The 25,436-nt window shown below is 59.4% G+C and carries 20 protein-coding genes and 3 pseudogenes; 16 read left to right on the top strand and 7 right to left on the bottom strand.

The window, feature by feature from the left end; all coding sequences use genetic code 11:
* The first annotated feature begins 276 nt into the window (after positions 1-276).
* The 4 genes from RHM68_RS17335 to fabF all read left to right on the top strand — a co-directional run bounded on the left by RHM68_RS17335 (position 277) and on the right by fabF (position 5,009).
* Entirely contained in the window at positions 277-2,271 is a 1,995-nt protein-coding gene (locus RHM68_RS17335) for a nucleoside-diphosphate sugar epimerase/dehydratase (protein WP_322217050.1), read from the top strand.
* 112 nt (positions 2,272-2,383) lie between these two features.
* Positions 2,384-2,719 (top strand): helix-hairpin-helix domain-containing protein, encoded by a 336-nt coding sequence (locus RHM68_RS17330; protein WP_322217047.1) that lies wholly within the window; start codon positions 2,384-2,386, stop codon positions 2,717-2,719.
* Positions 2,720-2,907: 188 nt separating this feature from the next.
* Positions 2,908-3,702: an SDR family oxidoreductase gene (locus tag RHM68_RS17325; RefSeq protein ID WP_322217044.1), complete on the top strand. Its 795-nt coding sequence runs from the start codon at positions 2,908-2,910 to the stop codon at positions 3,700-3,702.
* A 32-nt stretch (positions 3,703-3,734) separates the two neighbouring features.
* Complete coding sequence (gene fabF, locus RHM68_RS17320) at positions 3,735-5,009, top strand: beta-ketoacyl-ACP synthase II (RefSeq protein WP_322217043.1); 1,275 nt, start codon at positions 3,735-3,737, stop codon at positions 5,007-5,009.
* Here fabF and RHM68_RS17315 read toward each other — a convergent pair.
* Positions 5,006-5,553, bottom strand: a pseudogene (locus RHM68_RS17315) (TetR/AcrR family transcriptional regulator). The gene fabF and the pseudogene RHM68_RS17315 sit on opposite strands and share 4 nt — an antisense overlap.
* A 177-nt stretch (positions 5,554-5,730) precedes the next feature.
* On the opposite strand from RHM68_RS17315, the gene RHM68_RS17310 reads away from it, so the two are divergent.
* A complete protein-coding gene (locus RHM68_RS17310) occupies positions 5,731-6,384 on the top strand; it encodes a GntR family transcriptional regulator (RefSeq protein ID WP_322217040.1) in 654 nt (217 codons plus the stop codon).
* A 15-nt stretch (positions 6,385-6,399) separates the two neighbouring features.
* Positions 6,400-7,251: an urea carboxylase-associated family protein gene (locus RHM68_RS17305; protein ID WP_322217039.1), complete on the top strand. Its 852-nt coding sequence runs from the start codon at positions 6,400-6,402 to the stop codon at positions 7,249-7,251.
* A gap of 61 nt (positions 7,252-7,312) precedes the next feature.
* Here the strand turns inward: RHM68_RS17305 and RHM68_RS17300 are convergent, their stop codons facing one another.
* Both RHM68_RS17300 and eat read right to left on the bottom strand, forming a co-directional pair.
* A complete protein-coding gene (locus RHM68_RS17300; protein ID WP_322217037.1) occupies positions 7,313-7,480 on the bottom strand; it encodes a DUF2897 family protein in 168 nt (55 codons plus the stop codon).
* A gap of 126 nt (positions 7,481-7,606) precedes the next feature.
* Positions 7,607-8,971, bottom strand: coding sequence for an ethanolamine permease (eat, locus tag RHM68_RS17295; RefSeq protein ID WP_322217035.1), 1,365 nt, complete (start codon positions 8,969-8,971; stop codon positions 7,607-7,609).
* A gap of 413 nt (positions 8,972-9,384) precedes the next feature.
* Between eat and kdpF the strand changes: the two genes are divergently transcribed.
* The 6 genes and pseudogenes from kdpF (at position 9,385) to RHM68_RS17265 (ending at position 17,476) form a co-directional block, all read left to right on the top strand.
* Entirely contained in the window at positions 9,385-9,474 is a 90-nt protein-coding gene (kdpF, locus tag RHM68_RS17290; RefSeq protein WP_032830911.1) for a K(+)-transporting ATPase subunit F, read from the top strand.
* An 8-nt stretch (positions 9,475-9,482) separates the two neighbouring features.
* Complete coding sequence (gene kdpA, locus RHM68_RS17285) at positions 9,483-11,177, top strand: potassium-transporting ATPase subunit KdpA (RefSeq protein WP_322217029.1); 1,695 nt, start codon at positions 9,483-9,485, stop codon at positions 11,175-11,177.
* Between the two features lie 14 nt (positions 11,178-11,191).
* Positions 11,192-13,245 (top strand): annotated as a pseudogene (kdpB, locus tag RHM68_RS17280) (potassium-transporting ATPase subunit KdpB).
* Positions 13,246-13,404: 159 nt separating this feature from the next.
* A complete protein-coding gene (kdpC, locus tag RHM68_RS17275) occupies positions 13,405-13,950 on the top strand; it encodes a potassium-transporting ATPase subunit KdpC (protein WP_322217024.1) in 546 nt (181 codons plus the stop codon).
* A 127-nt stretch (positions 13,951-14,077) separates the two neighbouring features.
* Entirely contained in the window at positions 14,078-16,729 is a 2,652-nt protein-coding gene (locus tag RHM68_RS17270) for a sensor histidine kinase KdpD (protein WP_322217021.1), read from the top strand.
* A gap of 48 nt (positions 16,730-16,777) precedes the next feature.
* Complete coding sequence (locus tag RHM68_RS17265) at positions 16,778-17,476, top strand: response regulator (protein WP_322217018.1); 699 nt, start codon at positions 16,778-16,780, stop codon at positions 17,474-17,476.
* Positions 17,477-17,515: 39 nt separating this feature from the next.
* On the opposite strand, the gene RHM68_RS17260 is transcribed toward RHM68_RS17265, so the two are convergent.
* The gene (locus tag RHM68_RS17260) at positions 17,516-18,553 is read right to left on the bottom strand and encodes a patatin-like phospholipase family protein (protein WP_322217016.1); all 1,038 of its coding nucleotides are present in this window, start codon (positions 18,551-18,553) and stop codon (positions 17,516-17,518) included.
* A 223-nt stretch (positions 18,554-18,776) separates the two neighbouring features.
* Here RHM68_RS17260 and RHM68_RS17255 point away from each other — a divergent pair, with 223 nt between their 5' ends.
* The 3 genes from RHM68_RS17255 (at position 18,777) to RHM68_RS17245 (ending at position 20,884) form a co-directional block, all read left to right on the top strand.
* The gene (locus RHM68_RS17255) at positions 18,777-19,055 is read left to right on the top strand and encodes a hypothetical protein (RefSeq protein ID WP_322217014.1); all 279 of its coding nucleotides are present in this window, start codon (positions 18,777-18,779) and stop codon (positions 19,053-19,055) included.
* 88 nt (positions 19,056-19,143) lie between these two features.
* Positions 19,144-19,911 carry a CHAD domain-containing protein gene (locus RHM68_RS17250; RefSeq protein WP_322217011.1) on the top strand — a complete coding sequence of 256 codons (768 nt, stop codon included), beginning with the start codon at positions 19,144-19,146 and terminating at the stop codon, positions 19,909-19,911.
* 175 nt (positions 19,912-20,086) lie between these two features.
* Positions 20,087-20,884: a thioesterase family protein gene (locus RHM68_RS17245; RefSeq protein WP_322217008.1), complete on the top strand. Its 798-nt coding sequence runs from the start codon at positions 20,087-20,089 to the stop codon at positions 20,882-20,884.
* Positions 20,885-20,915: 31 nt separating this feature from the next.
* On the opposite strand, the pseudogene RHM68_RS17240 reads toward RHM68_RS17245, so the two are convergent.
* From RHM68_RS17240 to RHM68_RS17230, 3 genes and pseudogenes are all read right to left on the bottom strand, one after another.
* A pseudogene (locus RHM68_RS17240) lies at positions 20,916-21,146 on the bottom strand (terminase); the annotation flags it as partial.
* 117 nt (positions 21,147-21,263) lie between these two features.
* Positions 21,264-22,745 carry a methyl-accepting chemotaxis protein gene (locus tag RHM68_RS17235; RefSeq protein ID WP_322217005.1) on the bottom strand — a complete coding sequence of 494 codons (1,482 nt, stop codon included), beginning with the start codon at positions 22,743-22,745 and terminating at the stop codon, positions 21,264-21,266.
* A gap of 126 nt (positions 22,746-22,871) precedes the next feature.
* Positions 22,872-23,681: a TatD family hydrolase gene (locus tag RHM68_RS17230; protein ID WP_322217002.1), complete on the bottom strand. Its 810-nt coding sequence runs from the start codon at positions 23,679-23,681 to the stop codon at positions 22,872-22,874.
* A 237-nt stretch (positions 23,682-23,918) separates the two neighbouring features.
* Here RHM68_RS17230 and RHM68_RS17225 point away from each other — a divergent pair, with 237 nt between their 5' ends.
* Positions 23,919-25,340 carry a transglycosylase SLT domain-containing protein gene (locus RHM68_RS17225; protein ID WP_322216999.1) on the top strand — a complete coding sequence of 474 codons (1,422 nt, stop codon included), beginning with the start codon at positions 23,919-23,921 and terminating at the stop codon, positions 25,338-25,340.
* The last annotated feature ends 96 nt before the right edge of the window (positions 25,341-25,436 follow it).

Genomic DNA, 25,436 nt, shown 5'->3' with positions numbered 1-25,436 from the left:
AGCGACACTCCGACTGCAGCAGAGCAGGTTCTGATGGTCGGGCGCGTGGCATGGAAAGAGAGATTCTATCGCCTGCTGCAGTGGATGAGGCACGAATGTGTGGATCTGCTTGGTGGGGCGGGGCGACCAACTGTCTGTCCGTCGGAACGATGTGCCCAGAGCCAACTCGAACGTCTATTAATATTATTGATCTTTATAGTGACGAGGTTCGGCTATAGAATCCTTTGGAATTTCGCAGTCCTTTGAATGGAGCTCTCTTAGGTGCCGGATAGCAATATGGACAGGATAAAGTCGTTTTTGTTGGCGCTACCCCGCCGACAGAAGAGATTGTTGCAGGTCGTCACAGACGTCGTCTTGGTATGGGCAGCGCTGTGGATGGCCTTTGTCGTTCGATTGGGTGTTGATGAGATGTTCAACCCTTTCAAGGTGCACCTCTGGTTGTTCCTATTCGCACCCTTGATAGCGATTCCTCTTTTCATCCGATTCGGTATGTATCGCGCTGTGATGCGTTACTTCGGCAACGACGCTCTTGTCGCCATCATTAAGGCCGTCACCCTCTCATCGCTGATTCTGGCGCTCGTCGTCTACTGGTATAGCAATCATGAGTCGGTGGTACCGCGTTCTATTGTCTTTAACTACTGGTGGCTTAGCCTCGTCATCATCGGCGGCCTGCGCTTGTGCATGCGTCAATACTTCATGGGCGACTGGTTCAATGCCTCCCAACATGTACCGTTCACTAACCGAGATGATGGCCTTACCAAGGTCGCCATTTACGGTGCAGGGGTGGCCGGCAACCAGCTTGTAGCGGCACTTCGTATGGGGCGAGTGATGCGTCCCGTGGCATTTATAGATGATGATCCAAGCATTGCAGATCGTTCGATCGCAGGCCTGCAGGTCTACAAACCCAAACACATGCAGCAGATGATCGATGAAACAGGCGCGCAGGAAATCCTCCTGGCTCTGCCGTCATCTACCCGCGCACGACGTCGCGAGATTCTAACTATTTTGGAACGTTTCCCGCTTCACATAAGAAGCGTTCCGAACTTCACCGACCTGGCCAGCGGCCGCGTAAAAGTCGAAGATATCCAGGAGGTGGACATTGCCGATTTGCTGGGTCGCGACTCGGTGCCTGCACAACCGGACTTGCTTGAGCGCTGTATCAAGGGCAAGACAGTGATGGTGACGGGGGCTGGCGGGTCGATCGGTTCAGAGCTTTGCCGTCAGATATTCTCACTTGGCGCGTCCACTCTTTTGCTGTTCGAGCACAGTGAGTTCAATCTCTACAGCATTCTCTCCGAGTTGGAGCAACGAGGCTGTCGCGAGTCGATGCCGGTCAAGCTGCTCCCCATCCTGGGCTCAATCCGCCATCAGGAAAAACTCCTCGACGTGATGAAAGCCTGGCGCGTAGATACCGTCTACCACGCTGCGGCTTACAAGCACGTCCCAATGGTCGAGCACAACATTGCCGAAGGCGTTCTGAACAATGTCATCGGAACGCTTAACACTGCTCAGGCGGCGTTGCAGTCGGGTGTTTCCAACTTTGTGCTGATTTCCACTGACAAGGCTGTCCGTCCCACTAATGTGATGGGCAGCACCAAGCGTCTCGCCGAGTTGAGCCTTCAGGCGCTTAGCCGCGAGATTGCTCCTGTCTTGTTCGGCGACAAGGCTAACGTGTCTCGTGTAAACAAAACCCGTTTTACTATGGTTCGCTTCGGCAATGTGTTGGGCTCTTCGGGTTCCGTCATCCCGCTTTTTCATCGTCAAATCAAAACTGGCGGTCCGTTGACCGTTACCCATCCCAAAATCACTCGTTATTTTATGACCATTCCCGAAGCCGCGCAGTTAGTGATCCAGGCCGGCTCGATGGGCCAAGGAGGGGATGTGTTCGTGCTAGATATGGGCGAGCCGGTGAAGATTGTCGAGCTGGCTGAGAAGATGATCCACCTTTCCGGCTTGAGCATTCGTTCTGAGAAGAATCCTCAGGGGGATATCTCGATCGAATTCACTGGCTTGCGGCCAGGCGAGAAACTTTATGAAGAGTTGCTGATTGGCGACAACGTTTCGGCGACTCAACATCCGATGATCATGTGCGCCAATGAAGACCATTTACCTTGGGAGGTTCTCAAGGAGCGCTTGACCGAGTTATTGAGTGCCGTTGATCAAGACGATTACTCCCGAGTCCGCCAACTCCTGCGCGAAACCGTCAGTGGCTATTCCCCCGACGGCGAAATCGTCGACTGGATCTACCAGGAACGTCGCCTCGAACCCTGATTATTTCACATCCCGTAACAGACACACTTTTGACAGCTCCACCACATCGCCTAAGTTTGGAGAGCAGCTTCGGAAAAGCTGCTTTCTCAATTGATGTCATGGAGCTTCATTTATGCGTACTGGCTATTTCTATTCTCTGGTTTTCGCCCTGCTCACCAGCGCCTCTATTGCTGCTATCGCTGCACCCGCGTCCACGGCTGATGCGGTAAAAGCCCCGCTGGTGCAGAACGTTGCCGCGAAGGCGCAGGGTGAAAAAATCGACTTGAACGATGCGGATGCCCAGACCCTGCAACGCGAACTGGCCGGTGTCGGTGAAGCCAAGGCCAAGGCGATTGTTGCGTATCGTGAGACAAATGGGCCGTTTGCGTCCGTGGACGAGTTGCTGGAAGTGAAAGGGATCGGCAAGGCGATTCTGGACCGTAATCGTGAAAAGCTTCAAGTGAACTAAGCTTGTAGATCAACGCCATGAGGCCGGTCATTGACCGGCCTTTTTGCATTCTGGCGTCAGCAGCGATGGGTTCCCTTTCGTCGGCGCATGAAAAATTACGCTTATCATATTGCATTTGGATTATGCCTATAATAAATAGCTGATGCGCTCTGGCGCTCGCCTTTCTCAAATACCAAAGGAGCACCGTCATGAATTCAGTCCAATCCCAAGGTACGGCCCTCGTCACAGGCGCCTCATCAGGTATCGGAGCGGTCTACGCCGAGCGGTTGGCGGCCCGTGGTTTTGATTTGTTGTTGGTGGCTCGAGATGAGCAGCGACTGGAGGCGGCCGCGAGCAAGTTGCGCGCCGAGCACGGCATTCAGGTTGAAGTATTGAAAGCCGATCTGACGCAAAAAAATGAAGTGATCAAACTCGAGCAACGCCTGCGCAGCGATTCGAGCATCAGCCTGTTGCTCAACAATGCCGGTGTCGCAGCCGATGGTTTGCTGGCCAATGCCGATATGGATCAGCTCGAGCGTTTAATTCAACTCAACGTCACCGCCGTCACTCGATTGGCCTCGGCCGCGGCCGCCAGTTTTGCCAAGGCAGGGCGGGGGACGATCATCAATATCGCTTCGGTCGTGGCCTTATTCCCTGAACGGTTCAATGCGACCTACAGCGCCAGCAAGGCGTATGTTCTGAGTCTGACCCAGTCGCTGAATGCTGAACTCAACGGCACCGGTGTCCAGGTCCAAGCGGTGTTGCCAGGGGTAACACGCACTGAGATCTGGGAGCGTTCCGGGATCGATGCCAGTGGCATCCCGGCGGAAATGGTCATGGAGGCAGGGGAAATGGTCGACGCCGCACTGGCCGGTCTGGACCAGGGTGAGCTGATCACCATTCCTTCCTTGCCAGAGGCCGGTGAGTGGGAATCCTTTGTTGCGGCCCGTCATGTGATGGCGCCGAACTTGTCCCGAGATAAAGCCGCCGCACGCTATAAGTGAGGCGCCATGAATCGGTTTGAGGTGAATGCGGTATGAGTGATCGTCGAGTAGTTGTAACAGGGATGGGGCTGGTGTCGCCGTTGGGTAGCGGTGTCGAGGCGGTTTGGGCGCGGCTGCTGGCGGGGCGTTCCGGGATTCGCGCATTGCCGGATGAGGTGGTTGCCGATTTGCCGGCCAAGGTTGGTGGCTCCGTGCAGACTTTGGCGGAAGATCCTGAGGCCGGTTTCGACCCGGATCGGGCAACGCCACCCAAAGAACAGAAAAAGATGGATCGCTTCATTCTGTTCGCCATGGAAGCCGCGCGCCAGGCGGTGGAGCAGGCCGGTTGGCAAGCTCAGGACGCGAATGCCCAAGAACGCACGGCGACCATCATCGGTTCCGGGGTCGGCGGTTTTGGCGCGATTGCGGATGCGGTGCGGACCACCGACACTCGCGGGCCGCGACGTTTGTCGCCGTTCACCATTCCGTCTTTTCTGGTCAACCTCGCCGCCGGTCACGTGTCGATCCAGCATGGTTTCAAAGGCCCATTGGGTGCACCGGTCACCGCGTGTGCGGCCGGGGTTCAGGCGATTGGCGATGCTGCGCGGCTGATTCGTTGCGGTGAAGCGGATATTGCCGTGTGCGGCGGGGCGGAAGCTTCGATTGATCGCGTCAGCCTGGCCGGTTTTGCCGCCGCCCGTGCTTTGTCCAGCGGTTATAACGAAACCCCGGAGCGCGCTTCGCGGCCATTCGACAGTGGCCGCGATGGCTTCGTGATGGGGGAAGGCTCGGGGCTGCTGGTGATCGAGTCCCTTGAGCATGCCTTGGCCCGGGGTGCTCAACCGATTGCAGAACTGGTCGGCTACGGCACCAGTGCCGACGCCTATCACCTGACTGCTGGCCCCGAAGATGGCAGCGGCGCGCGTCGGGCGATGGCGCTGGCATTGGCGCAAGCGGGTATTTCGCCGGCGCAGGTCCAACACCTGAATGCTCACGCGACCTCGACCCCTGTGGGTGATCTGGGGGAGTTGGCGGCCATCAAGTCATTGTTTGGAACGGATAACAAGATTGCCGTGACATCGACCAAATCGGCCACCGGGCATTTACTCGGTGCGGCGGGCGGGATAGAGGCCATCTTCACGCTGCTTGCCCTGAGGGATCAGATCGTCCCGGCCACGCTCAATTTCGAAAACCCGGACCCGGCAGCGCAAGGGGTGGACATTGTTCATGGCCAGGCGCGCTCGATGCCCATTGAATACGCGCTGTCCAACGGCTTTGGCTTCGGAGGGGTCAATGCCAGTGTGTTGTTTAAGCGCTGGCAAGGTTAGTCGGCGGATTGCTTGAGGTGATCGCGTGTAGCGTCGAGGATCCGCTGAGCCAGCTCGGGGTTTTCGACGCTGCGTGAGAGTAGTAAAGCGTCGACATGATGACAATGCTGCGCTCCAGGGCATCGTCGCCTTCGAGAGTATCTTGCACTTGCTTCAGTCGGGAATTGAGCACCGTGTCTGTGGTCGGGCTCGGTTGTCCGCGCAGGCCAAGCTCCGACGACATGGTCGACAGCGGACAGCCCTCGTGCGGAGACGTCTGGTGCCACTGCGACAAATAGCTGTCAACGAAGGCTTCCAAAGGGCGATCTTCCGCAAACAGCGTGGCGCAATGCGCGTCCAGCTCGTCGCCGGCCATCTGCAAGGCCTTTTCTACCAAGTCGTCCTTGGACTTGAAGTGCGAGTAAAAGCCGCCGTGGGTCAGCCCTAGCGCTTTCATTAAAGGTTGCAAGCCAGTCGCTCCGATTCCGTCGCGGCGAAAACGTGCTGAGGCTTCCTTGATGATTCGCTGATGGGTCTGGGCTTTATGGTCCTGCGAGTAACGCATCTCGATTCTCCGCGACAATCTCGCCATATTAACCAATGAAAGTTGAATGGTGACTGTACTTCTACTTCTTAAAAGCATGCAGATGCGTCCAACTTGGTCGCAGTATGTTTAACCAATTGGCATGAATAGTGATTACTCCTTCGTCAACGATTGTTGAACAATCATGAGGCGATGAGCATGAGCAGCGGACTGTCCCTGGCCGATCACATCACCCTGGAGTTGCGCGCCGACATCATTGGCGGTCGCTTGCTGCCGGGCATGGCATTGGTGGAAAACGATCTGGTGTCGGCCTACAACGCTTCGCGCAATACCATTCGTGAGGCCTTGCACCGCTTGGGGCAGGAAGGCCTGACCCGCTATGTGCGCAACAAAGGTGTGATGGTGCGCCGAGTGGGCGTTGAAGATGTAAAGGACCTGTTCAACGTGCGCCGTACCCTGGAATTGCAAGCCATCAGCGCCAGCCAGCCGCTGCGTGAATACCAGTCCGACCGAATGCTCGAAGCCCTGGAAGCCACCGAACTGGCCCGGGAACGTGAGGACTGGCGCGCCGTCGGCACCCACAGCCTGGCCTTTCATCAACACATCGTCGGGTTGCTGCGCAGCCCCTTGTTCGATGAGTTCTTTACCAACGTCGTCGCGCAACTGCGCTTGGTGTTTTGCAGCGCCCCCGATGAATCGCGGTTTCAGGCGCCGTGGCTGGCCCGTGACCGTTTGATCCACGACTTGCTCGCCGAAGGTAATAAGGCGTCTGCGCTGGATGCCGTGAGCCTGTACCTCGACGATTCCGAGCAACTGTTGCTGCAAATGCTGACCCCCACTTCCCATCACTGATCGAGGATTCGTGCCATGTACAAAGACTATCCGGCGGCCTATCAAGTCAGCAAAGGCTCGGCTTTACAGGTGGATAAGGCGTTCTATGAACGGGTCCGCGACAGTAAGGACGGGCGCACCCTGATCGAGCAATTCGACGTGCCGATCCGCACCGGCCGCGCCTGGCATGTGCCGGCCGGGCATGTATTTCGCGTGACCACACCGGTCGGGCCGCAGGTGGGGGATTTCAACGTCTGGAATGCGCATGACCCGCGTGAGCGTTTGTGGGCGGCGCGTACTCGACAATTGCAGGGCGCGCATGTCAGCACGCATGACCGTTTGTGGTCGAACCTGCCATTTTTGCGACCGTTGGTGACAATTACCGATGACAGCCTGGCCGGCTATGGCATCGATGAACATGGCGGACGTTTACACGATCTGTTGGGCACGCGCTGCGATCCTTACGTGAACAAAATGCTTACCGGCGAGGACTTCCATCACCACTGCCACTCGAACCTGACCCGCGCCGTGTTGCCCCATGGCCTGACGGAGTTTGACGTGCATGATGTGCTGAACATTTTCCAATGCACGGGCTTGAACCACGATGACATGTACTTCATGAAGGCGTGCCCGGCGCAGAAGGGCGATTACCTGGAGTTTTTCGCCGAAATTGATCTGCTGTGTGCGCTATCGACGTGTCCGGGGGGCGATTTGTCATTGGCCATGTGGGGGCCGCAGGCGCAGGATCCCTTGAGCGTGTGTCGACCGCTGGGGGTGGAAATTTATCGGCTGGAGGATTCGTTGCTCGAAGGCTGGAGCCAGCCCGAACGTGCGGCCTATAAGGGCCAGCATGGTTTACACATTGCCAAAGCAGACTGGGAACAGTAACGCTCTTTTGTGTTCTGGTAAGGTTCAGAACAAACCCCACCGGCGAGGGTGGGGTTTTCGGTCAGCGGTCCTGGGCATCCTTGGCGTCCATTTGCGCATTGCGTTCGGCGACGCGTTTACGTTGCTCATCGGTCATGTCGACCTTGTTGGCGGTGTCGCGCAACATCATCAGACCACCCACGATCGAGCCAATTGCAACCACCAGAATCAACCAGGCATACCAGGGCATAGCGCTCTCCTTGAGGGCAGGTCGGTTGGCGGGTTTCGCCAACCGATCATGCATAACCACTTTGAGCGATTAATTTTCGCAGTGGTTCCATTCTATGCCTGATCTATCTGCAACATCTGCAGCCATTTAGAGTCCGGTCAACATCACATCCTCCGGCGCATCGGCGCGCAATTGCGCGGTCAGCGTGAAGTACACGACACCCACCGCCATGAAGCCGAGGAAGATCAGCCCGATCAACGCGTTGAACCAGGCCATCGCCACCAGGCACACCACCGCCAGTACCAGCGCAATCATTGGTACCAGCGGATAGCACGGCGCGCGGAAAGTCCGTTCCAGGTTCGGCTCGGTTTTACGCAGTTTGAACAGGCTGAGCATGCTCATGATGTACATCACAATTGCGCCGAACACCGCCATGGTGATCATCGCTGCCGTCAGGGTCATGCCGCCGAGGTTGATCAAACCATCGCTGTAGATCGCGGCGATGCCGATCAGGCCTCCGGCGATAATTGCTCGGTGCGGGGTCTGGAAGCGTGACAGTTTGGCCAGGTATTTAGGCAAGTAACCGGCACGGGCGAGGGCGAAGAACTGTCGCGAGTAGCCGAGGATGATGCCGTGGAAACTCGCGACCAGACCGAACAGGCCAATCCACACCAGCATATGCAACCAGCCGGAGCTTTCGCCGACGACGGCTTTCATCGCTTGTGGCAGTGGGTCGTTGATGTTCGCCAGGGCGCGCCAGTCGCCGACGCCACCGGCAAAGAACATCACGCCCATGGCCAGCAGCACCAGGGTCAGGATGCCGCTGATATAGGCTTTAGGAATCGTCCGCTTCGGATCTTTGGCTTCTTCGGCCGCCATGGCCGCGCCTTCGATGGCCAGGAAAAACCAGATTGCAAACGGGATCGCGGCAAACATCCCGGAAATTGCTGAAGCACCGAACACGTTGGAGCCCGCCCAGCCGTTAAGGGCGAAATTGCTGAAGCTGAACGCAGGTGCGACCACGCCCATGAACACCAGTAACTCGGCGACCGCCAGCACACAGACCACCAGTTCGAAGGTCGCCGCCAGTTTCACTCCCAGGATGTTCAGGCCCATGAACACAATGTAGGCGCCGACAGCCGCCTGTTTTGGATCAAGCGCTGGAAACTGCACGTTCAGGTACGCGCCAATCGCCAGTGCAATGGCGGGTGGGGCGAAGACGAATTCGATCAGCGTCGCCAATCCGGCGATCAACCCACCTTTTTCGCCAAAGGCGCGGCGGCTGTAGGCAAAAGGACCACCGGCATGGGGAATCGCCGTGGTCAGTTCGGTGAAGCTGAAGATGAAACAGGTGTACAGCGTGGCGACCATCAATGAGGTCACCAGAAAACCGAGGGTGCCCGCGACGCCCCAGCCGTAACTCCAGCCGAAATACTCACCTGAAATCACCAGGCCGACCGCAATCCCCCATAAGTGCAGCGTGCCCAGCGTGGGTTTGAGTTGTGTGTTCATCGGTTGCTCCCTGAACGATTTTGAAAGTCCACGGGAGGGTGCGTGCAGTGGGCGTGCCATTGTGTGACTGTTCGTCGTAAAGTGCGGAAAGCTGTCGTATCGGTGATGATCGCAGCTTGATGTGCGCATTTTTCTGCGCCAGTTGCGGGCGGCTTCATCTGATATGCCGCCTTCGCGAGCAGGCTCCCCACCGTTGGAATGCCTTCAGAGGCACTGTGCCGATCACCCGTGAGAGCGAGCCTGCTCGCGAGGAGGTGCGGCCATGCGTCGCCAAACCTGTCTGTAACGCCGGCATAAAGCCACTCTTTACGCTTTCTTTATGCCTCGCCTCACCCCTCGCTCTCGTTCCTTTACAGCCACCCTGCGGACAATGGCTCCACACGCGGCAATACGCCGTAACACGGAGAACTTCCATGAGCGTTCTGGACGGGGTGTCACTGCTACTCGCAGTGGGGCTGTTCATTTATCTGTTGGTTGCGCTGTTGCGCGCGGATCGGAGCTAGGAGCGGTTATGCACAGTTATGACTATTGGCTGATCCTCGCCTTCTTTGCGTTGGTGCTGATTCCGGCGCCAGCGCTGGGGCGTTTCTATTACAAGGTGATGGAGGGACAGCGCACGTGGCTTTCACCGATCCTGGGTCCTGTGGAGCGCGGCTGCTATCGAGTCGCTGGCGTGGATCCGCAGGAGGAGCAGAGCTGGCAGAAATACACCCTGGCGTTGCTCGCGTTCAACCTTGCGGGCTTTTTGCTGCTGTTTGCGATCCTGTTGTTCCAGGATCACTTACCGCTCAACCCGCAAAACCTGCCGGGTCAGGAGTGGACGTTGGCGTTCAACACGGCCATCAGCTTCATGACCAACACCAACTGGCAGTCCTACAGCGGTGAAGCGTCCCTGAGCTACCTGAGTCAGATGGTCGGCCTCACCGTGCAAAACTTTGTCAGCGCCGCCACCGGCCTCGCTGTGCTGGTTGCGTTGTGCCGTGGTATCGGTCGCAAGTCCACCAAAACGTTGGGTAACTTCTGGGTCGACATGACCCGCGCCACGCTCTACGGCCTGCTGCCGGTGTGCCTGGTGCTGGCGTTGTACCTCGTCTGGCAGGGCGTGCCACAAACTTTCGCGCATTACGTGAATGCCCTGACCTTGCAGGGCGTCGATCAAGTGATTCCGCTGGGCCCGGCCGCCAGCCAGATTGCGATCAAGCAACTGGGCACTAACGGCGGCGGTTTCTTCGGCGTCAACTCGGCGCACCCGTTCGAGAACCCGACTGCGTGGAGCAACCTGTTCGAGATGGGCTCGATCATTCTGATCCCGGTGGCGTTGGTATTTACCTTTGGCCATTACGTCAAAGACCTGCGTCAGAGCCGCGCGATCATCGCCTGCATGTTTGCGCTGTTCCTGATCGGTTGTGCGACATCGATGTGGGCTGAATACCAACCCAACCCGACCCTCGTCAACGCGGCCGTCGAACAGACTGCACCGCTGGAAGGCAAGGAAGCGCGGTTCGGTACGACGGCGACGGTCTTGTGGTCGGTGGCCACCACGGCGGCGTCCAACGGTTCGGTCAACGCCATGCATGACAGCCTCAACCCGCTTACCGGCATGGTCGCGCTGGTCAACATGATGGTCGGCGAAGTGATCTTCGGCGGCGTCGGTGCCGGGCTCTACGGCATGCTGCTGCACGTGTTGATCGCAGTGTTCCTCGCTGGCTTGATGATCGGCCGCACACCGGAATACCTCGGCAAAAAGCTGCAAGCCAAGGAAGTCCAACTACTGGTCGTGACGTTGCTGGTGATGCCGATCGGTGTGCTGGTGCTTGGCGCGATTGCGGCGAGCCTGCCCGGTCCTGCCGGTGCCATCAGCAACCCAGGCCCTCATGGCTTCAGCCAGTTGCTTTACGCCTACACCTCAGCCGCCGCGAATAACGGCTCGGCATTCGGTGGCCTGAGTGCCAACACCTCGTTCCACAACCTGATGCTGGGGCTGGGCATGTTGATTGGTCGTTTCGGTTACATCCTTCCGGTACTGGCCCTGGCTGGCAGTCTGGCGATGAAGAAAACCGCGCCGATTGGTCAGAACAGCTTCCCGACTCACGGCCTGTTGTTCGTGACCTTGTTGACCGTGACCATTTTGCTGGTGGGCGGCCTGACCTTTTTGCCGACCCTGGCGCTGGGCCCAATCGCTGAACATCTGAGCATGGGCTTCTAAGGAGTCAATGATGAATATGCCCGCAACTAAACCGGTCGTCGTCAAGGCGCCGGAACAACCTAAAACGGCGATCTCGGCCCTGTGGCGTCCAGCGCTGGTGCAAGCCTTCGTCAAGCTGGACCCACGGCAATTGCAGCGTGCGCCGGTGATGTTGGTGGTCGAACTGACCGCCATCCTCACCACCGTGCTCTGCTTTATCCCCGATGCGGCGGTGCCGACGTATGTCGCGGCGCAAATCGCGTTGTGGCTGTGGTTCACCGTGTTGTTCGCCAACTTCGCCGAAGCCTTGGCTGAAGGTCGCGGCAAGGCCCGCGCCGATAGCCTCAAGGCTGGCAGCGAAGGCTTGAGCGCTCGGCGCAAAACCTCCAATGGCACCTTCCAGGTGGTGCCTGCCACCAGCCTGCGCAAGGATGACGTGGTGCGTGTCGAAGCCGGGGAAATGATCCCCGGTGACGGCGAGGTGATTGAAGGTATCGCGGCGGTCAACGAAGCGGCGATTACCGGTGAGTCGGCGCCGGTCATTCGCGAGTCTGGCGGCGACCGTTCGGCGGTCACCGGCAACACGCGGCTGGTCTCTGACTGGCTGCTGGTGCGCATCACTGCCAACCCGGGGGAGTCGACCCTGGACCGCATGATCGCTCTGGTCGAAGGCGCCAAACGTCAGAAAACCCCGAATGAAGTGGCACTCGACATCCTGCTGATTGGCCTGACCCTGATCTTTCTGTTGGTGGTCGTCACCCTGCAACCGTTCGCCCACTTCGCCAACGGCAGCCTGCCGCTGGTGTTCCTGGTGGCGTTATTGGTCACGTTGATTCCGACCACCATCGGCGGTCTGTTGTCCGCCATTGGTATCGCCGGCATGGACCGTCTGGTGCGCTTGAATGTGATCGCCAAATCCGGTCGCGCGGTGGAAGCAGCGGGTGATGTGCATGTCCTGCTGTTGGACAAGACCGGCACCATCACTTTCGGTAATCGTCGTTGCACCGCGGTGTACGCCTCGCCTGGCGTCAACGGTAAAGAGCTGGCCGAGGGGGCGCTGTTTGCTTCCCTGGCGGATGACACGGCTGAAGGTAAATCCATCGTCGAGTACCTGCGCGGCCTGCACCCGCAAGCCGAGCCGAGCGCCGAGCTGCTGACGGTCGTGCCGTTCAGCGCTGAAACGCGTCTGTCCGGTGTTGACTATCAGGGCCGCGTGTATCGCAAAGGCGCGGTGGATTCGCTGCTGGCTTTCGTCGGCTTGAAGCGTGCCGACCTGGCCGCGTCGCTGTCCCGGGAAATCGACAAGATTGCCCAAAGCGGTGGCACGCCGTTGCTGGTGTGTGCCGACGGCAAACTGCTGGGCGCGATCCACCTTAAAGATGTGGTCAAGCCTGGCATTCGTGAGCGTTTCGCCGAGTTGCGCAAGCTGGGGATTCGTACTGTCATGGTGACCGGTGACAACCCGCTGACTGCCGCGGCGATCGCTGCTGAAGCCGGTGTGGATGACGTGCTGGCCGAAGCGACACCAGAGAAAAAACTGGCGCGCATTCGTCATGAACAGAACGACGGTCGTCTGGTCGCCATGTGTGGTGACGGTGCCAACGATGCTCCGGCTCTGGCCCAGGCAGACGTGGGCATGGCGATGAACGACGGCACCCAAGCGGCGCGCGAGGCGGCGAACATGGTCGATCTCGATAGCGATCCGACCAAGCTGTTGGACGTGGTGCAGATCGGCAAGGAATTGCTGGTGACGCGCGGCGCGCTGACAACCTTCTCCATCGCCAACGACGTGGCCAAATATTTCGCCATTCTGCCGGCGCTGTTTGCCTCGATCTACCCGCAACTGGGGGTGCTCAACGTCATGCACCTGCGCAGTCCACAGAGCGCGATTCTCTCGGCGATTGTGTTCAACGCCTTGATCATCGTGGTGCTGATTCCGTTGGCTCTGCGGGGGGTGCGAGTGCAGGCCGCCAGTGCGGCGGCGCTGTTGCGGCGCAACCTGTTGATCTACGGGGTGGGCGGGCTTCTGGTGCCGTTCGTGGGTATCAAGGCGATCGACATGCTGTTGACGGCGTTGCATTTGGTTTGACCTTGGCGCGGTGCGGTGTGCCAGCCACACCGCCATCGCGGGCAAGCTCGTGCCCATTGGAAGCCTTGAGGCTTTTGTAAGCGCGGTCTTGGCGCGATGAATACAGCGCATCAAGTCTGAATGAACGCGCTAGTGATCTCTGAATTCGAGGATTTTGAAATGTCCACAATGATACGTCCGGCCCTGAGCCTGCTAGTTTTGATGACGCTGATCACCGGCGTCGCCTACCCGTTGGTCGTCACCGGCGTGGCTCAGGTTGCGTTTCCTGACCAGGCCAACGGCAGCCTGGTGCGTGACGCTGGCGGCAAGGTTCGCGGCTCGTCGCTGATTGCCCAGGATTTTGTCGGTGATGCCTGGTTCCACCCACGTCCATCGGCGGGTGCGTTTGCCACCGTGTCGAGCAGTGCCAGCAACCTGTCGCCGAGTAACCCGGCCCTGGCCACTCGGGTGATCGACGATGCCAATAAACTGCTGGTGCCGGGTCAAGGTCCAGTGCCATTGGCCATGCTGACCACCTCCGGCAGTGGCCTCGATCCGCACTTGCCACCGGAGGCGATTGCCTATCAACTGGCGCGTGTCGCACAGGCGCGCAATTTGCCGGTGGCCAAGGTTGAGCAGCTGATGAACGCTCACATCGAGCGGCCGCTGGTAGGCCCGCCGGTCGTGAACGTGTTGGCGCTGAACATGGCGCTGGAAAACCTTTAACAAGGGATCGCTCCCACGCTCTGCGTGGGAGTGAATGACCGGACGCTTTGCGTCCGTTTTGGGGGCGCCCTGCGTCCCAGGCAGCATTCCCATGCGGAGCGTGGGAACGATCAAGAGAACTTCAAGCATGAGTGACTCCGGCCGCGCCGATGCGCTGTTAGCAGACCTGCCCCGCGATGGTCGTGGCCGGCTCAAGATTTTCCTCGGTGCGGCACCGGGTGTCGGCAAGACCTACGCCATGTTGCAAGCGGCCCACAGCCAATTGCGCCAAGGCGTGAAAGTCCTTGCCGGCGTGGTGGAAACCCACGGCCGCGCCGAAACCGAGTCGTTACTCGGCGGGTTGCCGCAACAGCCGTTGGTGCGCTCCGAATACCGTGGCGTGATGCTTGAAGAAATGGACCTTGATGGCCTGCTCAAGGCCAAGCCGAAGCTGGTGTTGGTGGACGAACTGGCCCACAGCAACGCCCCCGGCAGTCGCCACGCCAAACGCTGGCAAGACATCCAGGAACTGCTGGCCGCGGGCATTGACGTGTACACCACGGTCAACGTTCAGCACCTGGAAAGTCTCAACGATCAGGTGCTCGGCATCACCGGTGTCCAGGTGCGTGAAACCCTCCCGGACTGGGTGCTGCAAGAAGCCTACGAATTGCTGCTGATTGACCTGCCGCCGCGTGAGTTGCTGGAGCGTCTGCGCGACGGCAAGGTCTACGTGCCGGAGCAGGCGCGGGCGGCCATCGACGCGTTTTTCACCCAGACCAACTTGACTGCTCTGCGCGAACTGGCCATGCAAACCGCTGCCGCGCAAGTCGATGATGACCTGGCCCAGGGTTATCGCCAGCTCGGCCAAGCTGCACCGGCAGTGCGCGGGCGCTTGCTGGTCGGGGTAGACGGCGACGCTCAGGCCGAACGTCTGGTGCGTCATGCCAGCCGTGTCGCCCAGCGTCGGCACTTGCCTTGGAGCCTGGTGCATGTGGACAACGGCAGTGTGCGCGACGAGCAATCTCGCTTGCGCCTGCAAAGCGCCCAGCAACTGGCCGAACGGCTCGGTGGCGAAGTGGTGTTGCTGCGGGCCGGGGAAGTGGCGAAAACCCTGATTCAGCATGCTGCCGAACGTCGCGCCAGCCTGGTGCTGGTAGGGCAGTCGCGGCAGCGCTTGCGCCGCCGACTGTTCGGCGGTGGATTGGCTTCGCGCTTGCTGCGCGATGCTCGTGGGTTGGAAATCAACGTTCTCGACAGTGATCAGGAGCAGCATCTGCCGCGCGAGCGCTCAGCCTTGACGCTGGTCTGGTTCGACTACGCGTTGGCGCTGGTGGCCACGGTGCTCGCCACGGCTCTGTCTTGGGGCGTGTCGAGTGTGCTGCCGTTGCCGAACATCTCGCTGGTCTTCCTCGCGGCCGTATTGCTGGTGGCGGTGCGCAGCAGCCTTGGCCCGTCGCTGGCCTGCGCGGCCCTGTCGTTTCTGACCTACGATTTTCTGTTTATCCCGCCCAGTTTTTCTTTCGCCATTCAGCGCGAAGAAGATGTGCTGACCTTGCTGTTCTTCCTGTTGATGGCCGCCCTGACCGGTAACCTGGCGGCTCGGCAACGGCGGCAGTTGCAGGCGCTGCGCGAAACCCAGCAAGAGACCAGCGAACTGCTCGACTTGTCGCGCAAACTCACCGCGGCCACCGACCGTCAGGCCGTGATCAGTGCGGCCGCCCAGCACCTCACCGGCTGGAGCGATTTGACGCTGTGCCTGCTCAATCGTGATGGGCAGGGTGGCTGGAAAGTCGAAACCGGTGGTCCACTGTCGTTTTCCGAAGCCGAACGTGCTGCCGCCGATTGGGCCTGGCAACATGATCAGCCTGCCGGCGCCGGCACCGGTACGCTGCCGTTTGGGCGCTGGTGGTGGTGGCCTTTGTCGGTCGAAGACGGGCCGCTCGGCCTGCTCGGTGTGTGTGCCAAAGAGGGCCAGACGTTGAGCGGCCAGCGTCGGCGTTTATTGACTGCGTTGAGCCAGCCGCTGGCGCAGGCGCTGGCCCGGGCGCAACTGGCCGAAGACCTGGAGGCGGCACGTCTGCATGGCGAAACCGAGCAGTTGCGCAGTGCCTTGCTGGCCTCGGTATCCCACGATTTACGCACGCCGCTGACCTCCATGCGCGGCAGCATCGACAGCCTGTTGGCCCTGGGTGAAGCGATCCCGCTGGAGGATCGGCGTGAGCTGCTCGAAGGCACGCGCGATGAGGCCGAGCGCCTCGACCGTTACATTCAAAACCTGCTGGACATGACGCGTCTCGGACACGGTGCCTTGAAACTGGCGCGTGACTGGGTGTCGCCTGCGGACATTGTGGGCAGTTCTCTCAATCGTTTGCGGGCGGTGTTGGCGCCGTTGCAGGTCAGCACCGAAGTGCCGGCCGAGTTGCCGCTGCTCTACGTTCATGCTGCGCTGATCGAACAGGCGCTGGTCAACGTGATCGAAAACGCCGCGCGGTTTTCCCCGCCTCACGGCCGCTTGCAAGTGCGCGCCGGAGCCGAGGACAGTGAACTGTTTTTCTCGGTCAGCGATGAAGGACCGGGTATTCCGGAGGACGAACGGGCGAAGATTTTCGACATGTTCTACACCGCCGCTCGCGGTGATCGGGGTGGGCAGGGCACGGGGCTGGGGCTGGCGATCTGTCAGGGCATGGTCGGTGCTCACGGTGGGCGGATCAGCGTCGCAGATGGCATCGAAGGGCACGGCACCTGCATCACCTTGCACCTGCCGTTGCAGGAACAGCCGGGCTATGAAAGTGAAGCCTGAGCGCGCGTGCGCTACTCTCTCGCCACCTCTTTGTGTTGATGTGAATTCATGAGCCAGACCGCAACCATTTTGATCATTGATGACGAACCGCAGATCCGCAAATTCCTGCGCATCAGTCTTGCCTCCCAAGGCTACAAGGTGCTGGAGGCCGGCAACGGCACTGAAGGCTTGGCGCAGGCGGCGTTGAACAAGCCCGACTTGCTGGTGCTCGACCTCGGCTTGCCAGACATGGACGGCCAGCAAGTGTTGCGTGAGTTTCGCGAGTGGTCGACGGTGCCTGTGCTGGTGCTGTCGGTGCGCGCCGGCGAGGGACAGAAAGTCGAAGCCCTGGACGGTGGCGCCAACGACTACGTGACCAAGCCGTTTGGCATTCAGGAATTTCTCGCCAGGGTTCGTGCGTTGTTGCGCCAGGCACCGACCGGTGAGGTGCAGCAAGCAGCGCTGACATTCGGCCCGCTGACCGTGGACTTGGCGTATCGCCGGGTATCGCTTGATGGCACTGAAGTGGCGCTGACCCGCAAGGAATACGCAGTGCTGGCGCAACTGGCGCGTCATCCAGGGCGGGTCATCACCCAGCAGCAATTGCTCAAGGATATTTGGGGGCCGACCCATACTGAAGACAGCCATTACCTGCGGATCGTCGTCGGCCATCTGCGCCAAAAACTGGCGGATGATCCGACCCAGCCGCGTTTTATCGTGACCGAAGCGGGGGTCGGGTATCGGTTGTTGAACGAAGGCAGTCTTTAGGGGGGACGTTGAGGGTTAGGACGCCTTCACCGAAACGCTTCAGCTCTGCTCACTCTCGTACCGGTCCATCGTATCGCGCGCGATCTCGCGCCCCAGGGCGATCAACTCCGGCGCCTTGTAGAACTCGAAAAACCGACACACGCGCTTGGGTACGTTGATCAATACATCCGGCGGATACCCGGCGATCTTGTACTGCGCGAGTGACGTCTGCATCACCTCAAAGCTCTGGTTGATCAGGTCCAGCAGCGACGCCGGCCCGACGTTGTCGATGATGAATGACCCAGTAGCGGACTTCGGGGCGCCCTCGACTTCGGGAGCCGCCGCCGGTTGCTGTGCTTCAGGTTCGGCCGATTCGATCCACGGGTTGATTTCCGCCGCTTCGGCCTTCAGCGCTTCCTGCTCCAGCAACAGCAGTTGCTCGGCTTGCTTACGGCGGAACGGCAGGTGTGAGCCGAGGGAGTTGATCAGGTTGTCGAAGCGGCTCCTGAACGCCGGCGGGCGTTGGATGACGGGCAGTTGATAGTGCTTCTGGTTGGTAGAGTTGAGGTTAACCGCAATGATCAGGTCGCAATGGCTCGACACCACCGGCACGATGGGCAATGGGTTCAGCAGACCTCCGTCCACCAGCATGCGATTGCCCTGCATCACCGGGGTGAACAGGCTGGGGATTGCTGCCGAGGCGCGCATTGCCTGGTGCAGGCAACCTTCCTGGAACCAGATTTCCTGTTGGTTGGTCAGGTCGGTCGCCACCGCCGTGTAGGGAATACGCAGGTCTTCGATATTGATTTCGCCGACGATTTTGCGAATCTGCCCGAAGACTTTTTCACCGCGAATCGCCCCCAAGCGAAAGCTGACGTCCACCAGCCGCAACACGTCGAGATAATCCAGGCTTTCGATCCAGTCGCGGTATTCGTTGAGTTTGCCGGCGGCGTAGATCCCGCCGACCACCGCGCCCATTGAGCAACCGGCGATGCAGGCAATGTCGTAGCCACGCCGTTCGATCTCTTCAATGACACCGATATGGGCATAGCCACGGGCTCCGCCTGAGCCCAGCACCAGTGCGACACGCTTTTTCATGAACCGCCCTCATCTGACAAGGCCTCAACAATGCACCCATCGAGGGGCGTGCTTCAATCGCTAAGCTCGTCGGACGCGGACAAGGCGCGTTTTTTCGATACGCCGCGGCGGCGAGTGGCTATCCTTGGCCGCGCTACAGTTTCCTGAGGCGGGCCAAGGCACTTTTTACCGGTCGCGTCGTCTTAACCTGCACGAATGTTGACCTAACGTTGAGGTGTTATTGATGAAAGCCTGGATCTGTGTGCCTTTGATTGCCCTGACGCTCGCCGGATGCGCTGGCAAAACTGCTTACCGAGACAGTTGTGCAAGCCAGCTCGACGGCGCCTGGCACGAACTGGACCTGGCCAAAGCCGAAGGGTTTGCCGGTACGGTCAGTTACTCCAAAGCCTTGTCGTTGCTGACCGGCGCCAAGACCCAGCAGCAATTCGAAGCCTATGAAGGCTGCACCAGCAAGGCCGAGAAGGCCCGCTTCTACATTGGTGAGTCCCGCGCAGGGCGCTAAGCTGCTTGATGCAGCGCAATGAACGGTGGCGTTGATGCTGGCAACATTGCGATGACTGCTGTGGGAACTTCGATTCAGGGAGCAAGCGATGTCTGCCTTGATTGACCGATTAGTGGCTCAGGTGTTGAGCCTGGAAGTCCGTTTGCTGTCCTGTCAGGCACGCTTGAGTGCCTGTACCGACTCTGAAGCGCTGCATGATTTGCGCACCACGGTCCGCCGTTTGCGCAGTCTTTTGCGTCCCCTGCGCGGCTTGCCCGGTGTCGAGCAATTGGAGGCGGCCGCGTCCGGTGTCGGGCAACTGACCACGCCGCTGCGTGATCGCGAAGTGCTGGCCGCGTATCTGCTGCTGCACCATCAGCCCGCGGCAGCGCAGCGGCGTATGGCGCAGATGGCTATTGCCTATCCGGCGGTGGCGGCCAGTGATGAGTTGGCACATTTGCTGAGAGTGCTCGACGCCTTTCCACGTTTCCTACGGGCATCTCAGCGTCAGGGATTGCTCAAGGGCTTACGCCCACGCATCGAAAAACGCCTGTCCGGGCAATGGAAGAAACTCGATCAGACACTGCACGATCCGACTCATGATCGTCATCGCTTGCGCCTGTTGATCAAGCGTGTTCGCTACGGCATTGAAGCCTATCCCGAACTGGACCGTTTACCTGAAACGGCCTTGCCCAGGCTTCAATCGGCCCAGGCTGCGCTGGGTGATTGGCACGACTGCTGGCAATGGCTGGCCCGGGCCGAGCAGGAAGCAGACTTGTTGCCCTGTGTCGCGATCTGGAAAACGACCATGGCCAAGGCCGAAAGCCGCGCTGACCGGGTGCTCGACAAGCTCAGTAGCGCTTGCTTCAAATCCTGAAAGGCATTGACGACCCCTGTGGGGAGCGCGCAAACGCGCCCTCCTGCCGGGGCGTGTGTGTGGCGTTCGAGGTAAGCGCGGCTCATCTGTCAGTGCTTATGGCTGGAATGAACGCTGTGCCGCTTGCGTTGGCTGGTTAAGATCCTGTCATCTTTTTCCACTTCGCGAGGTTTTCATGCGCTTTTCCGATCTGCTCGACGCTGTCCGTAGCCACCCGCAAGCGCTGTCTATACCCGCTGAATGGGGCCAGGGCCGTGCCAGCTTCGGTGGTTTGGTCGCCGCTTTGCAATACGAAGTCATGCGCGCAAAAGTACCGGCGGATCGTCCGGTGCGTTCGTTGGCGATCACGTTTGTTGGCCCGGTCGAACCCGAGGTGCCTGTGAGTTTTGAAGTCGAGGTACTGCGCGAGGGCAAAGCCGTCAGCCAAGTGCTGGGCCGCGTGATGCAGAAAGGACAGGTCGTCACGCTGGTGCAGGGCAGCTTTGGTGCGTCGCGACCTAGCGAGGTGGCGGTGGCGGCGCAATCGGCCCCGCAGATGAAACATTGGGATGACTGCGAGGAATTGCCTTACATCAAGGGCGTGACGCCGGAGTTTATGCGCAATCTGGCGATGCGCTGGAGTATCGGCGGCTTGCCCTTCACCGGCAACAAATCCCGTGACATGGGCGGTTGGGTACGTTTGCGTGGCGAGGTCAAAGAAGAGGCGCTCAGCGAAGCGTATATCCTGGCGCTGGTGGACGCGTGGCCGCCAGCGTTGTTACCGCACCTGAACAAACCGGCGCCAGGTAGCACGCTGACCTGGACCATCGAATTCGTCCAGCCGCTGCGCACGTTGAGCGCGTTGGATTGGTTCAAATACCGGGTGGAAATCGAACACGCCGCGCAGGGTTATGGCCACGCCGCCGCCCAGCTGTGGAGCAGCGACGGGCACTTGATAGCCATGAGCCGCCAGACGGTGACGATTTTTGCCTGATCGGTGAGCTCGCTGGCACCGACCTCGATCACGCCTCCAGGCCATGACCGTGGCGTTGTAAACCCAGCGCGGCCACCAGGCCGACGATACCGATAGCGAGACTCGGCAAGCTGGCGCTAAACACCCCGGAGACCATCAGCATGAACGCAATGATGAACAGTGGCGCGGCGATCAGTTGCAGCGCCCAGTGGGCGGAGTGCTGATCAGTCTGTGGATTAACTCGCCATTGCCAGGCGGGAAGGTGGGGATGACGTTTGCCCATGGTGGAAACTCCTCGTTACATGTTGAAGACATGCTTGAAGAGTAGGCTTGGCGGCAGTGGACGGCGAATCAAGGTTGGCTATCGGCGCGATAGGGGGGCTTGCTGGCGAATCGGCCTTCACAGTTTTAGCTGCCCGATGGCTTTGCTCAATTCTCCGGCCAATGTCGCCAGCTCGTTGCTGGTGGTGGCCGACGCCACCGTTTGCTGCACGGTGTTCTCGGTCACATTACGAATGCTCACCACTGCCCGATTCATCTCCTCTGCCACATGGCTCTGCTGCTCGGCTGCCACCGCAATTTGTGTGTTGCTCTCGCGCATTTGTGCCACCGCGCTGGTGATCTCCGCCAAGGCCGCGCCGGCTTCCTGAGCTTGTTGCACACAGTCGTCGGCCTTGAACGAGCTTTCCTGCATAAAGTCCACAGCGTCCCGTGTTCCGGCCTGCAACGCAGAAACCATCAGGGTGATTTCATCGGTAGAGGTTTGCACGCGCTTGGCCAAGTTGCGCACTTCATCGGCCACGACCGCAAAACCTCGGCCCATTTCGCCGGCGCGAGCGGCTTCGATGGCGGCATTGAGCGCCAGCAGGTTGGTTTGTTCAGCGATGCTGTGAATCACACTGACCACGCCATTGATCTTTTGGCTGTCTTCGGCCAGACGCTGGATCATTTCGGCGGTCTGTTGCACGCCGTTGGACAACCCGGCAATCGATTTCTGTACGCGACTGACCACTTCCTGTCCTCCACCGGCGAGGGTGTCGGCGCTTTGCGAGAGGTCGCGGGTGGCGCCGGCATGTTGGGCAATGTGGTGGACGGTGGCGGTCATTTCATTGATCGCTGTCGCCGCCTGATCAGTTTCACTTTGCTGGCCAAGCATGCCGTGTCGCACTTCGTTCATGTTCGAGGCCAATCGCGCCGCGCCGACATCCAGTTGCCGCGCGGTGTTGGCCACGGTATTGACCACGCGCTGGTAACCGGCCTGCATCGCGTTAAAGGCACTGGCCATCTGCCCGACTTCGTCCTTGCAGGCCAACGGCACCCTGGCCGACAGGTCGCCGGTCTGCTCCACGTGCAGCATCACATCTTTCAGAGTGTTGAGCTGACTGAGCAGGAAGCGGATCAACAACTGCGACGCACCGAGCATTGCCAGCATCAGGATCGCCACCGCCATTGCATAGTTGAAGAAGCGTTCGCCGAACACCTGGCTCAGGCTCGGGCCGTAGGCAATGACAGCGACTTGCTGGCCGTCGGCACGACTGAAGACCTCGGCGCCCATTAACAAGTTGTCGCCGAACAGCGGCATGGCGTTGATGTCGATCCAGCCATTGCTGTCGGTCAGTTCCAGTACCGGTTGCTCGTTTATTCGCGGCGCTTGTCCGTGACTAAAAGTCAGCACATTGTCGGCCTTGGGCAGCGGTTGCCCGGCCGGCCATGCCGAGAGCAATCGCGCCTGAGCCTGGGCCGACGCCTGAGAGGCATGGCTGCGAGCCTCCTGTTCAAGTTGTACGGCGTACAGGACCAGCAGCAGTGTGGTGATGAAAGCGACGGCGTTGACCGCCCAGAATTTGTATTTCAGTGAGATGTTGCTAAGCCAGGCACCCATGGAGGTCTTCTCTGATAGCGGAAACAGCATTGGCAAGGTGCCAGCATTGTGCCGCTATGCAGGAGTTTGGATCTTGATGCAGGTCAATGCGCAAGCCAGCAGGCGAGCACGACTGGAAGTCGGCGGCTATTGGGCAATAGTCGGCAGACTGAAGAAGGCCCTCGCGCACGCGGTGGTGTGCGCCGCCAGATCTTCTTCGCGCTCAGCGCGGTGCAGCGCCACTTCCCGCAAGACCTCGGTCAGGTACGCCGGTTCATTGCGCCCGTTTTTCGGCTTGGGTCGGAGTGTGCGCGGCAGCAGATACGGCGCATCACTTTCCAGCATCAGTCGTCCTTGCTTGATCTCTTTGACTAATGGATGCAGATGCGTGCCCCGGCGCTCGTCGCAAATCCAGCCGGTGATGCCGATATGCAAATCGAGATCGAGGTAACTGAAGAGCGCCTTCTTTTCACCGGTAAAGCAATGCACCACGGCAGCAGGTAGCTGATCGCGGTAGTTACGCAGGATTTCCAGCAGTCGTTGGCTGGCATCCCGCTCGTGAAGAAACACCGGCAATTGCAGCTCGACCGCCATTTCCAGATGGGCTTCCAGGACCTTCTCCTGCTGCGGGCGCGGCGAGAAGTCGCGATTGAAATCCAGCCCGCATTCACCCACGGCCACCATGTTCGGTTCCTTGAGCAAACTGCGCAGGCGCTGGGCGCTGTCGGCGTTCCAGTCGCTGGCCGAATGCGGGTGAATGCCGGCGGTGGCAAACAAACGCTGAGCGGTTTCATCCAGTTGCCGGCAGAGCTCCAGGGCGTGCTCGCTGCCCTCCACGCTGGTCCCGGTGAGCACCAGTTGGCAGACTCCGGCGGCATAGGCGCGTTCGAGTACGGCTGAGTGCTTGTCGTCGAAACTGGGGTTGGTGAGGTTGACGCCGATATCGATGAGTTGCATGGTGCTACCTCGGACCAAAAGGCCGGAAAGCATATCAGAGCTGTAGATTTATAAGAAAAGCCAAGAACTACATAGAGTTATAGCTGTCTCTTGATGCCGCGAGACAGGTCAGGTTGGTGGGGTTGCCATCACTGTGCCAGTCTTTCGCACGTTGCCAGCGCTCAAGGCGCTCTGTTTCTGTCGCTCAACTTCATGAAATGTGTCATGAGGTCCGCCAGTATTCTTTCCGGAGAGTGGATGATACGTCCCTCGGTTTTGCTACTGCTGTGTTGTTCGTTTTTGCTGCCGATGCCGGCAGTTGCCCGTCTGGCCGGGCCGCTGCAGGCAGTGCCGTCTAGCAAGGCGCGTGATCTGGCAGCCATCCGCAGCAGCCACGTGCTGCGGGTGCTGGTCAATCAGAGTCGTAACAGCTCCGGCGAAGTCCAAGGCCAGTCCATCGGTGTTGAGTACCACCGTTTGCGCGCCTTCGAGCAATACCTCAACAGTCATGCCCGTGACGGTCAGGAAATCACCCTCAAGATTATCCCCAAAGCCAAGGATCAACTGATTGGCGCCTTGCAGCGCGGGGAGGGTGACTTGGTGGCGCCTGGCGAGCTGCTCGATGCGCAATCGGGGCACGCAGTCAGTAGCAGTCAACCGATTGCCAGTAACGTGCCGTTGTTGTTGGTCGGTATCAAGGGGGAGCGGCGTTACACCCATCTGGAGCAGCTCTCTGGCAAAACCCTGGCCCTTGCCAATGGCAGTGCCGCCGGCGACGCAATCAGTCAGATCAATCAAAAACTTGCCCTGCGCAAACTGGCACCGATCAAGGTCGAATGGGTCGATCCCAGCCTGGCGGTGGAGGACGTCCTGGAAATGGTCCAGGGCGGCATCTTCCACCTGACCATCGTCGAGCAGCCGATCGCCGAGCGTTGGGGCAAGATTCTGCCCAAGCTACGTTTTGATCGGCAGGTGATCATCAGCGAGCCGGGTGAAGAGCATTGGTTTGTGCGTCGTGATGCGTCGATGTTGCGCGCCAGTATTGATCGTTTCCTGAGCACCTACAAAAAACCGTCCGATGACGACGTGGCATTTCTACGTATTTACCGACGGCTGTATCAAGTGCGCTATCCCTTGGCCAAGTCTGATCGACAGCGTCTGGAAAAACTCCGGCCGGTGTTGCAGAAACATGCTGATGCGCAAGGCATGGATTGGCTAAATCTGGCTGCGCTGGCATTCAAGGAGTCCGCATTGCAGCCTGGCGCGAGTAACGGCGGCGGTCCTACTGGCCTGATGCAGATCACTCCGTCAGCCGCCCAGCGCGTGGGCGTCAACAATATCCAGAACCTCGACGCCAATGTGCAAGCGAGTGCCAAGTACCTGGCGATGATCCGCCGCAAGTTCTTCGCAAGCCCCAAACTCAATGAGCGTGAGCGCATGGCGTTCGTGCTCGCGGCCTACAACATGGGGCCGGAGCGCGTGCAGGGTATGCGTGCCGAAGCTCGGCGAAGGGGTTTGAACCCCAATCAATGGTTCTTTCAGGTGGAACGTATCGCCATGGAGCAAGTGGGGATGGGCGCCGTCAGCTATGTAAATAGCGTGAACAAGTACTATTTGGCGTTTGATCGAGAGAGGGAGTCGTTGGAGCCCCAGGAGCAAAAAATCGCCTCTCGCAAGTAATCAAATAAATCGATTGTTATGATGGGTTATTTGCGCTTATATCATTTGATTATCCGATTAATATGGCGGCCACCCCCCACTCGTTTATAAGGAATG

This window comes from Pseudomonas sp. DC1.2 (assembly GCF_034351645.1).
Classification (GTDB): Bacteria; Pseudomonadota; Gammaproteobacteria; order Pseudomonadales; family Pseudomonadaceae; genus Aquipseudomonas.
This window is presented reverse-complemented; position numbering and strand designations above follow the sequence as displayed.

What these genes read in the sequence shown, in the direction of transcription:
- RHM68_RS17335 (WP_322217050.1), top strand. Translation starts at nt 277, where the DNA reads ATGGACAGGATAAAGTCGTTTTTGTTGGCGCTACCCCGCCGACAGAAG.
- RHM68_RS17330 (WP_322217047.1), top strand. Translation starts at nt 2,384, where the DNA reads ATGCGTACTGGCTATTTCTATTCTCTGGTTTTCGCCCTGCTCACCAGC.
- RHM68_RS17325 (WP_322217044.1), top strand. Translation starts at nt 2,908, where the DNA reads ATGAATTCAGTCCAATCCCAAGGTACGGCCCTCGTCACAGGCGCCTCA.
- fabF (WP_322217043.1), top strand. Translation starts at nt 3,735, where the DNA reads ATGAGTGATCGTCGAGTAGTTGTAACAGGGATGGGGCTGGTGTCGCCG.
- RHM68_RS17310 (WP_322217040.1), top strand. Translation starts at nt 5,731, where the DNA reads ATGAGCAGCGGACTGTCCCTGGCCGATCACATCACCCTGGAGTTGCGC.
- RHM68_RS17305 (WP_322217039.1), top strand. Translation starts at nt 6,400, where the DNA reads ATGTACAAAGACTATCCGGCGGCCTATCAAGTCAGCAAAGGCTCGGCT.
- RHM68_RS17300 (WP_322217037.1), bottom strand. Translation starts at nt 7,480, where the DNA reads ATGCCCTGGTATGCCTGGTTGATTCTGGTGGTTGCAATTGGCTCGATC.
- eat (WP_322217035.1), bottom strand. Translation starts at nt 8,971, where the DNA reads ATGAACACACAACTCAAACCCACGCTGGGCACGCTGCACTTATGGGGG.
- kdpF (WP_032830911.1), top strand. Translation starts at nt 9,385, where the DNA reads ATGAGCGTTCTGGACGGGGTGTCACTGCTACTCGCAGTGGGGCTGTTC.
- kdpA (WP_322217029.1), top strand. Translation starts at nt 9,483, where the DNA reads ATGCACAGTTATGACTATTGGCTGATCCTCGCCTTCTTTGCGTTGGTG.
- kdpC (WP_322217024.1), top strand. Translation starts at nt 13,405, where the DNA reads ATGTCCACAATGATACGTCCGGCCCTGAGCCTGCTAGTTTTGATGACG.
- RHM68_RS17270 (WP_322217021.1), top strand. Translation starts at nt 14,078, where the DNA reads ATGAGTGACTCCGGCCGCGCCGATGCGCTGTTAGCAGACCTGCCCCGC.
- RHM68_RS17265 (WP_322217018.1), top strand. Translation starts at nt 16,778, where the DNA reads ATGAGCCAGACCGCAACCATTTTGATCATTGATGACGAACCGCAGATC.
- RHM68_RS17260 (WP_322217016.1), bottom strand. Translation starts at nt 18,553, where the DNA reads ATGAAAAAGCGTGTCGCACTGGTGCTGGGCTCAGGCGGAGCCCGTGGC.
- RHM68_RS17255 (WP_322217014.1), top strand. Translation starts at nt 18,777, where the DNA reads ATGAAAGCCTGGATCTGTGTGCCTTTGATTGCCCTGACGCTCGCCGGA.
- RHM68_RS17250 (WP_322217011.1), top strand. Translation starts at nt 19,144, where the DNA reads ATGTCTGCCTTGATTGACCGATTAGTGGCTCAGGTGTTGAGCCTGGAA.
- RHM68_RS17245 (WP_322217008.1), top strand. Translation starts at nt 20,087, where the DNA reads ATGCGCTTTTCCGATCTGCTCGACGCTGTCCGTAGCCACCCGCAAGCG.
- RHM68_RS17235 (WP_322217005.1), bottom strand. Translation starts at nt 22,745, where the DNA reads ATGGGTGCCTGGCTTAGCAACATCTCACTGAAATACAAATTCTGGGCG.
- RHM68_RS17230 (WP_322217002.1), bottom strand. Translation starts at nt 23,681, where the DNA reads ATGCAACTCATCGATATCGGCGTCAACCTCACCAACCCCAGTTTCGAC.
- RHM68_RS17225 (WP_322216999.1), top strand. Translation starts at nt 23,919, where the DNA reads ATGATACGTCCCTCGGTTTTGCTACTGCTGTGTTGTTCGTTTTTGCTG.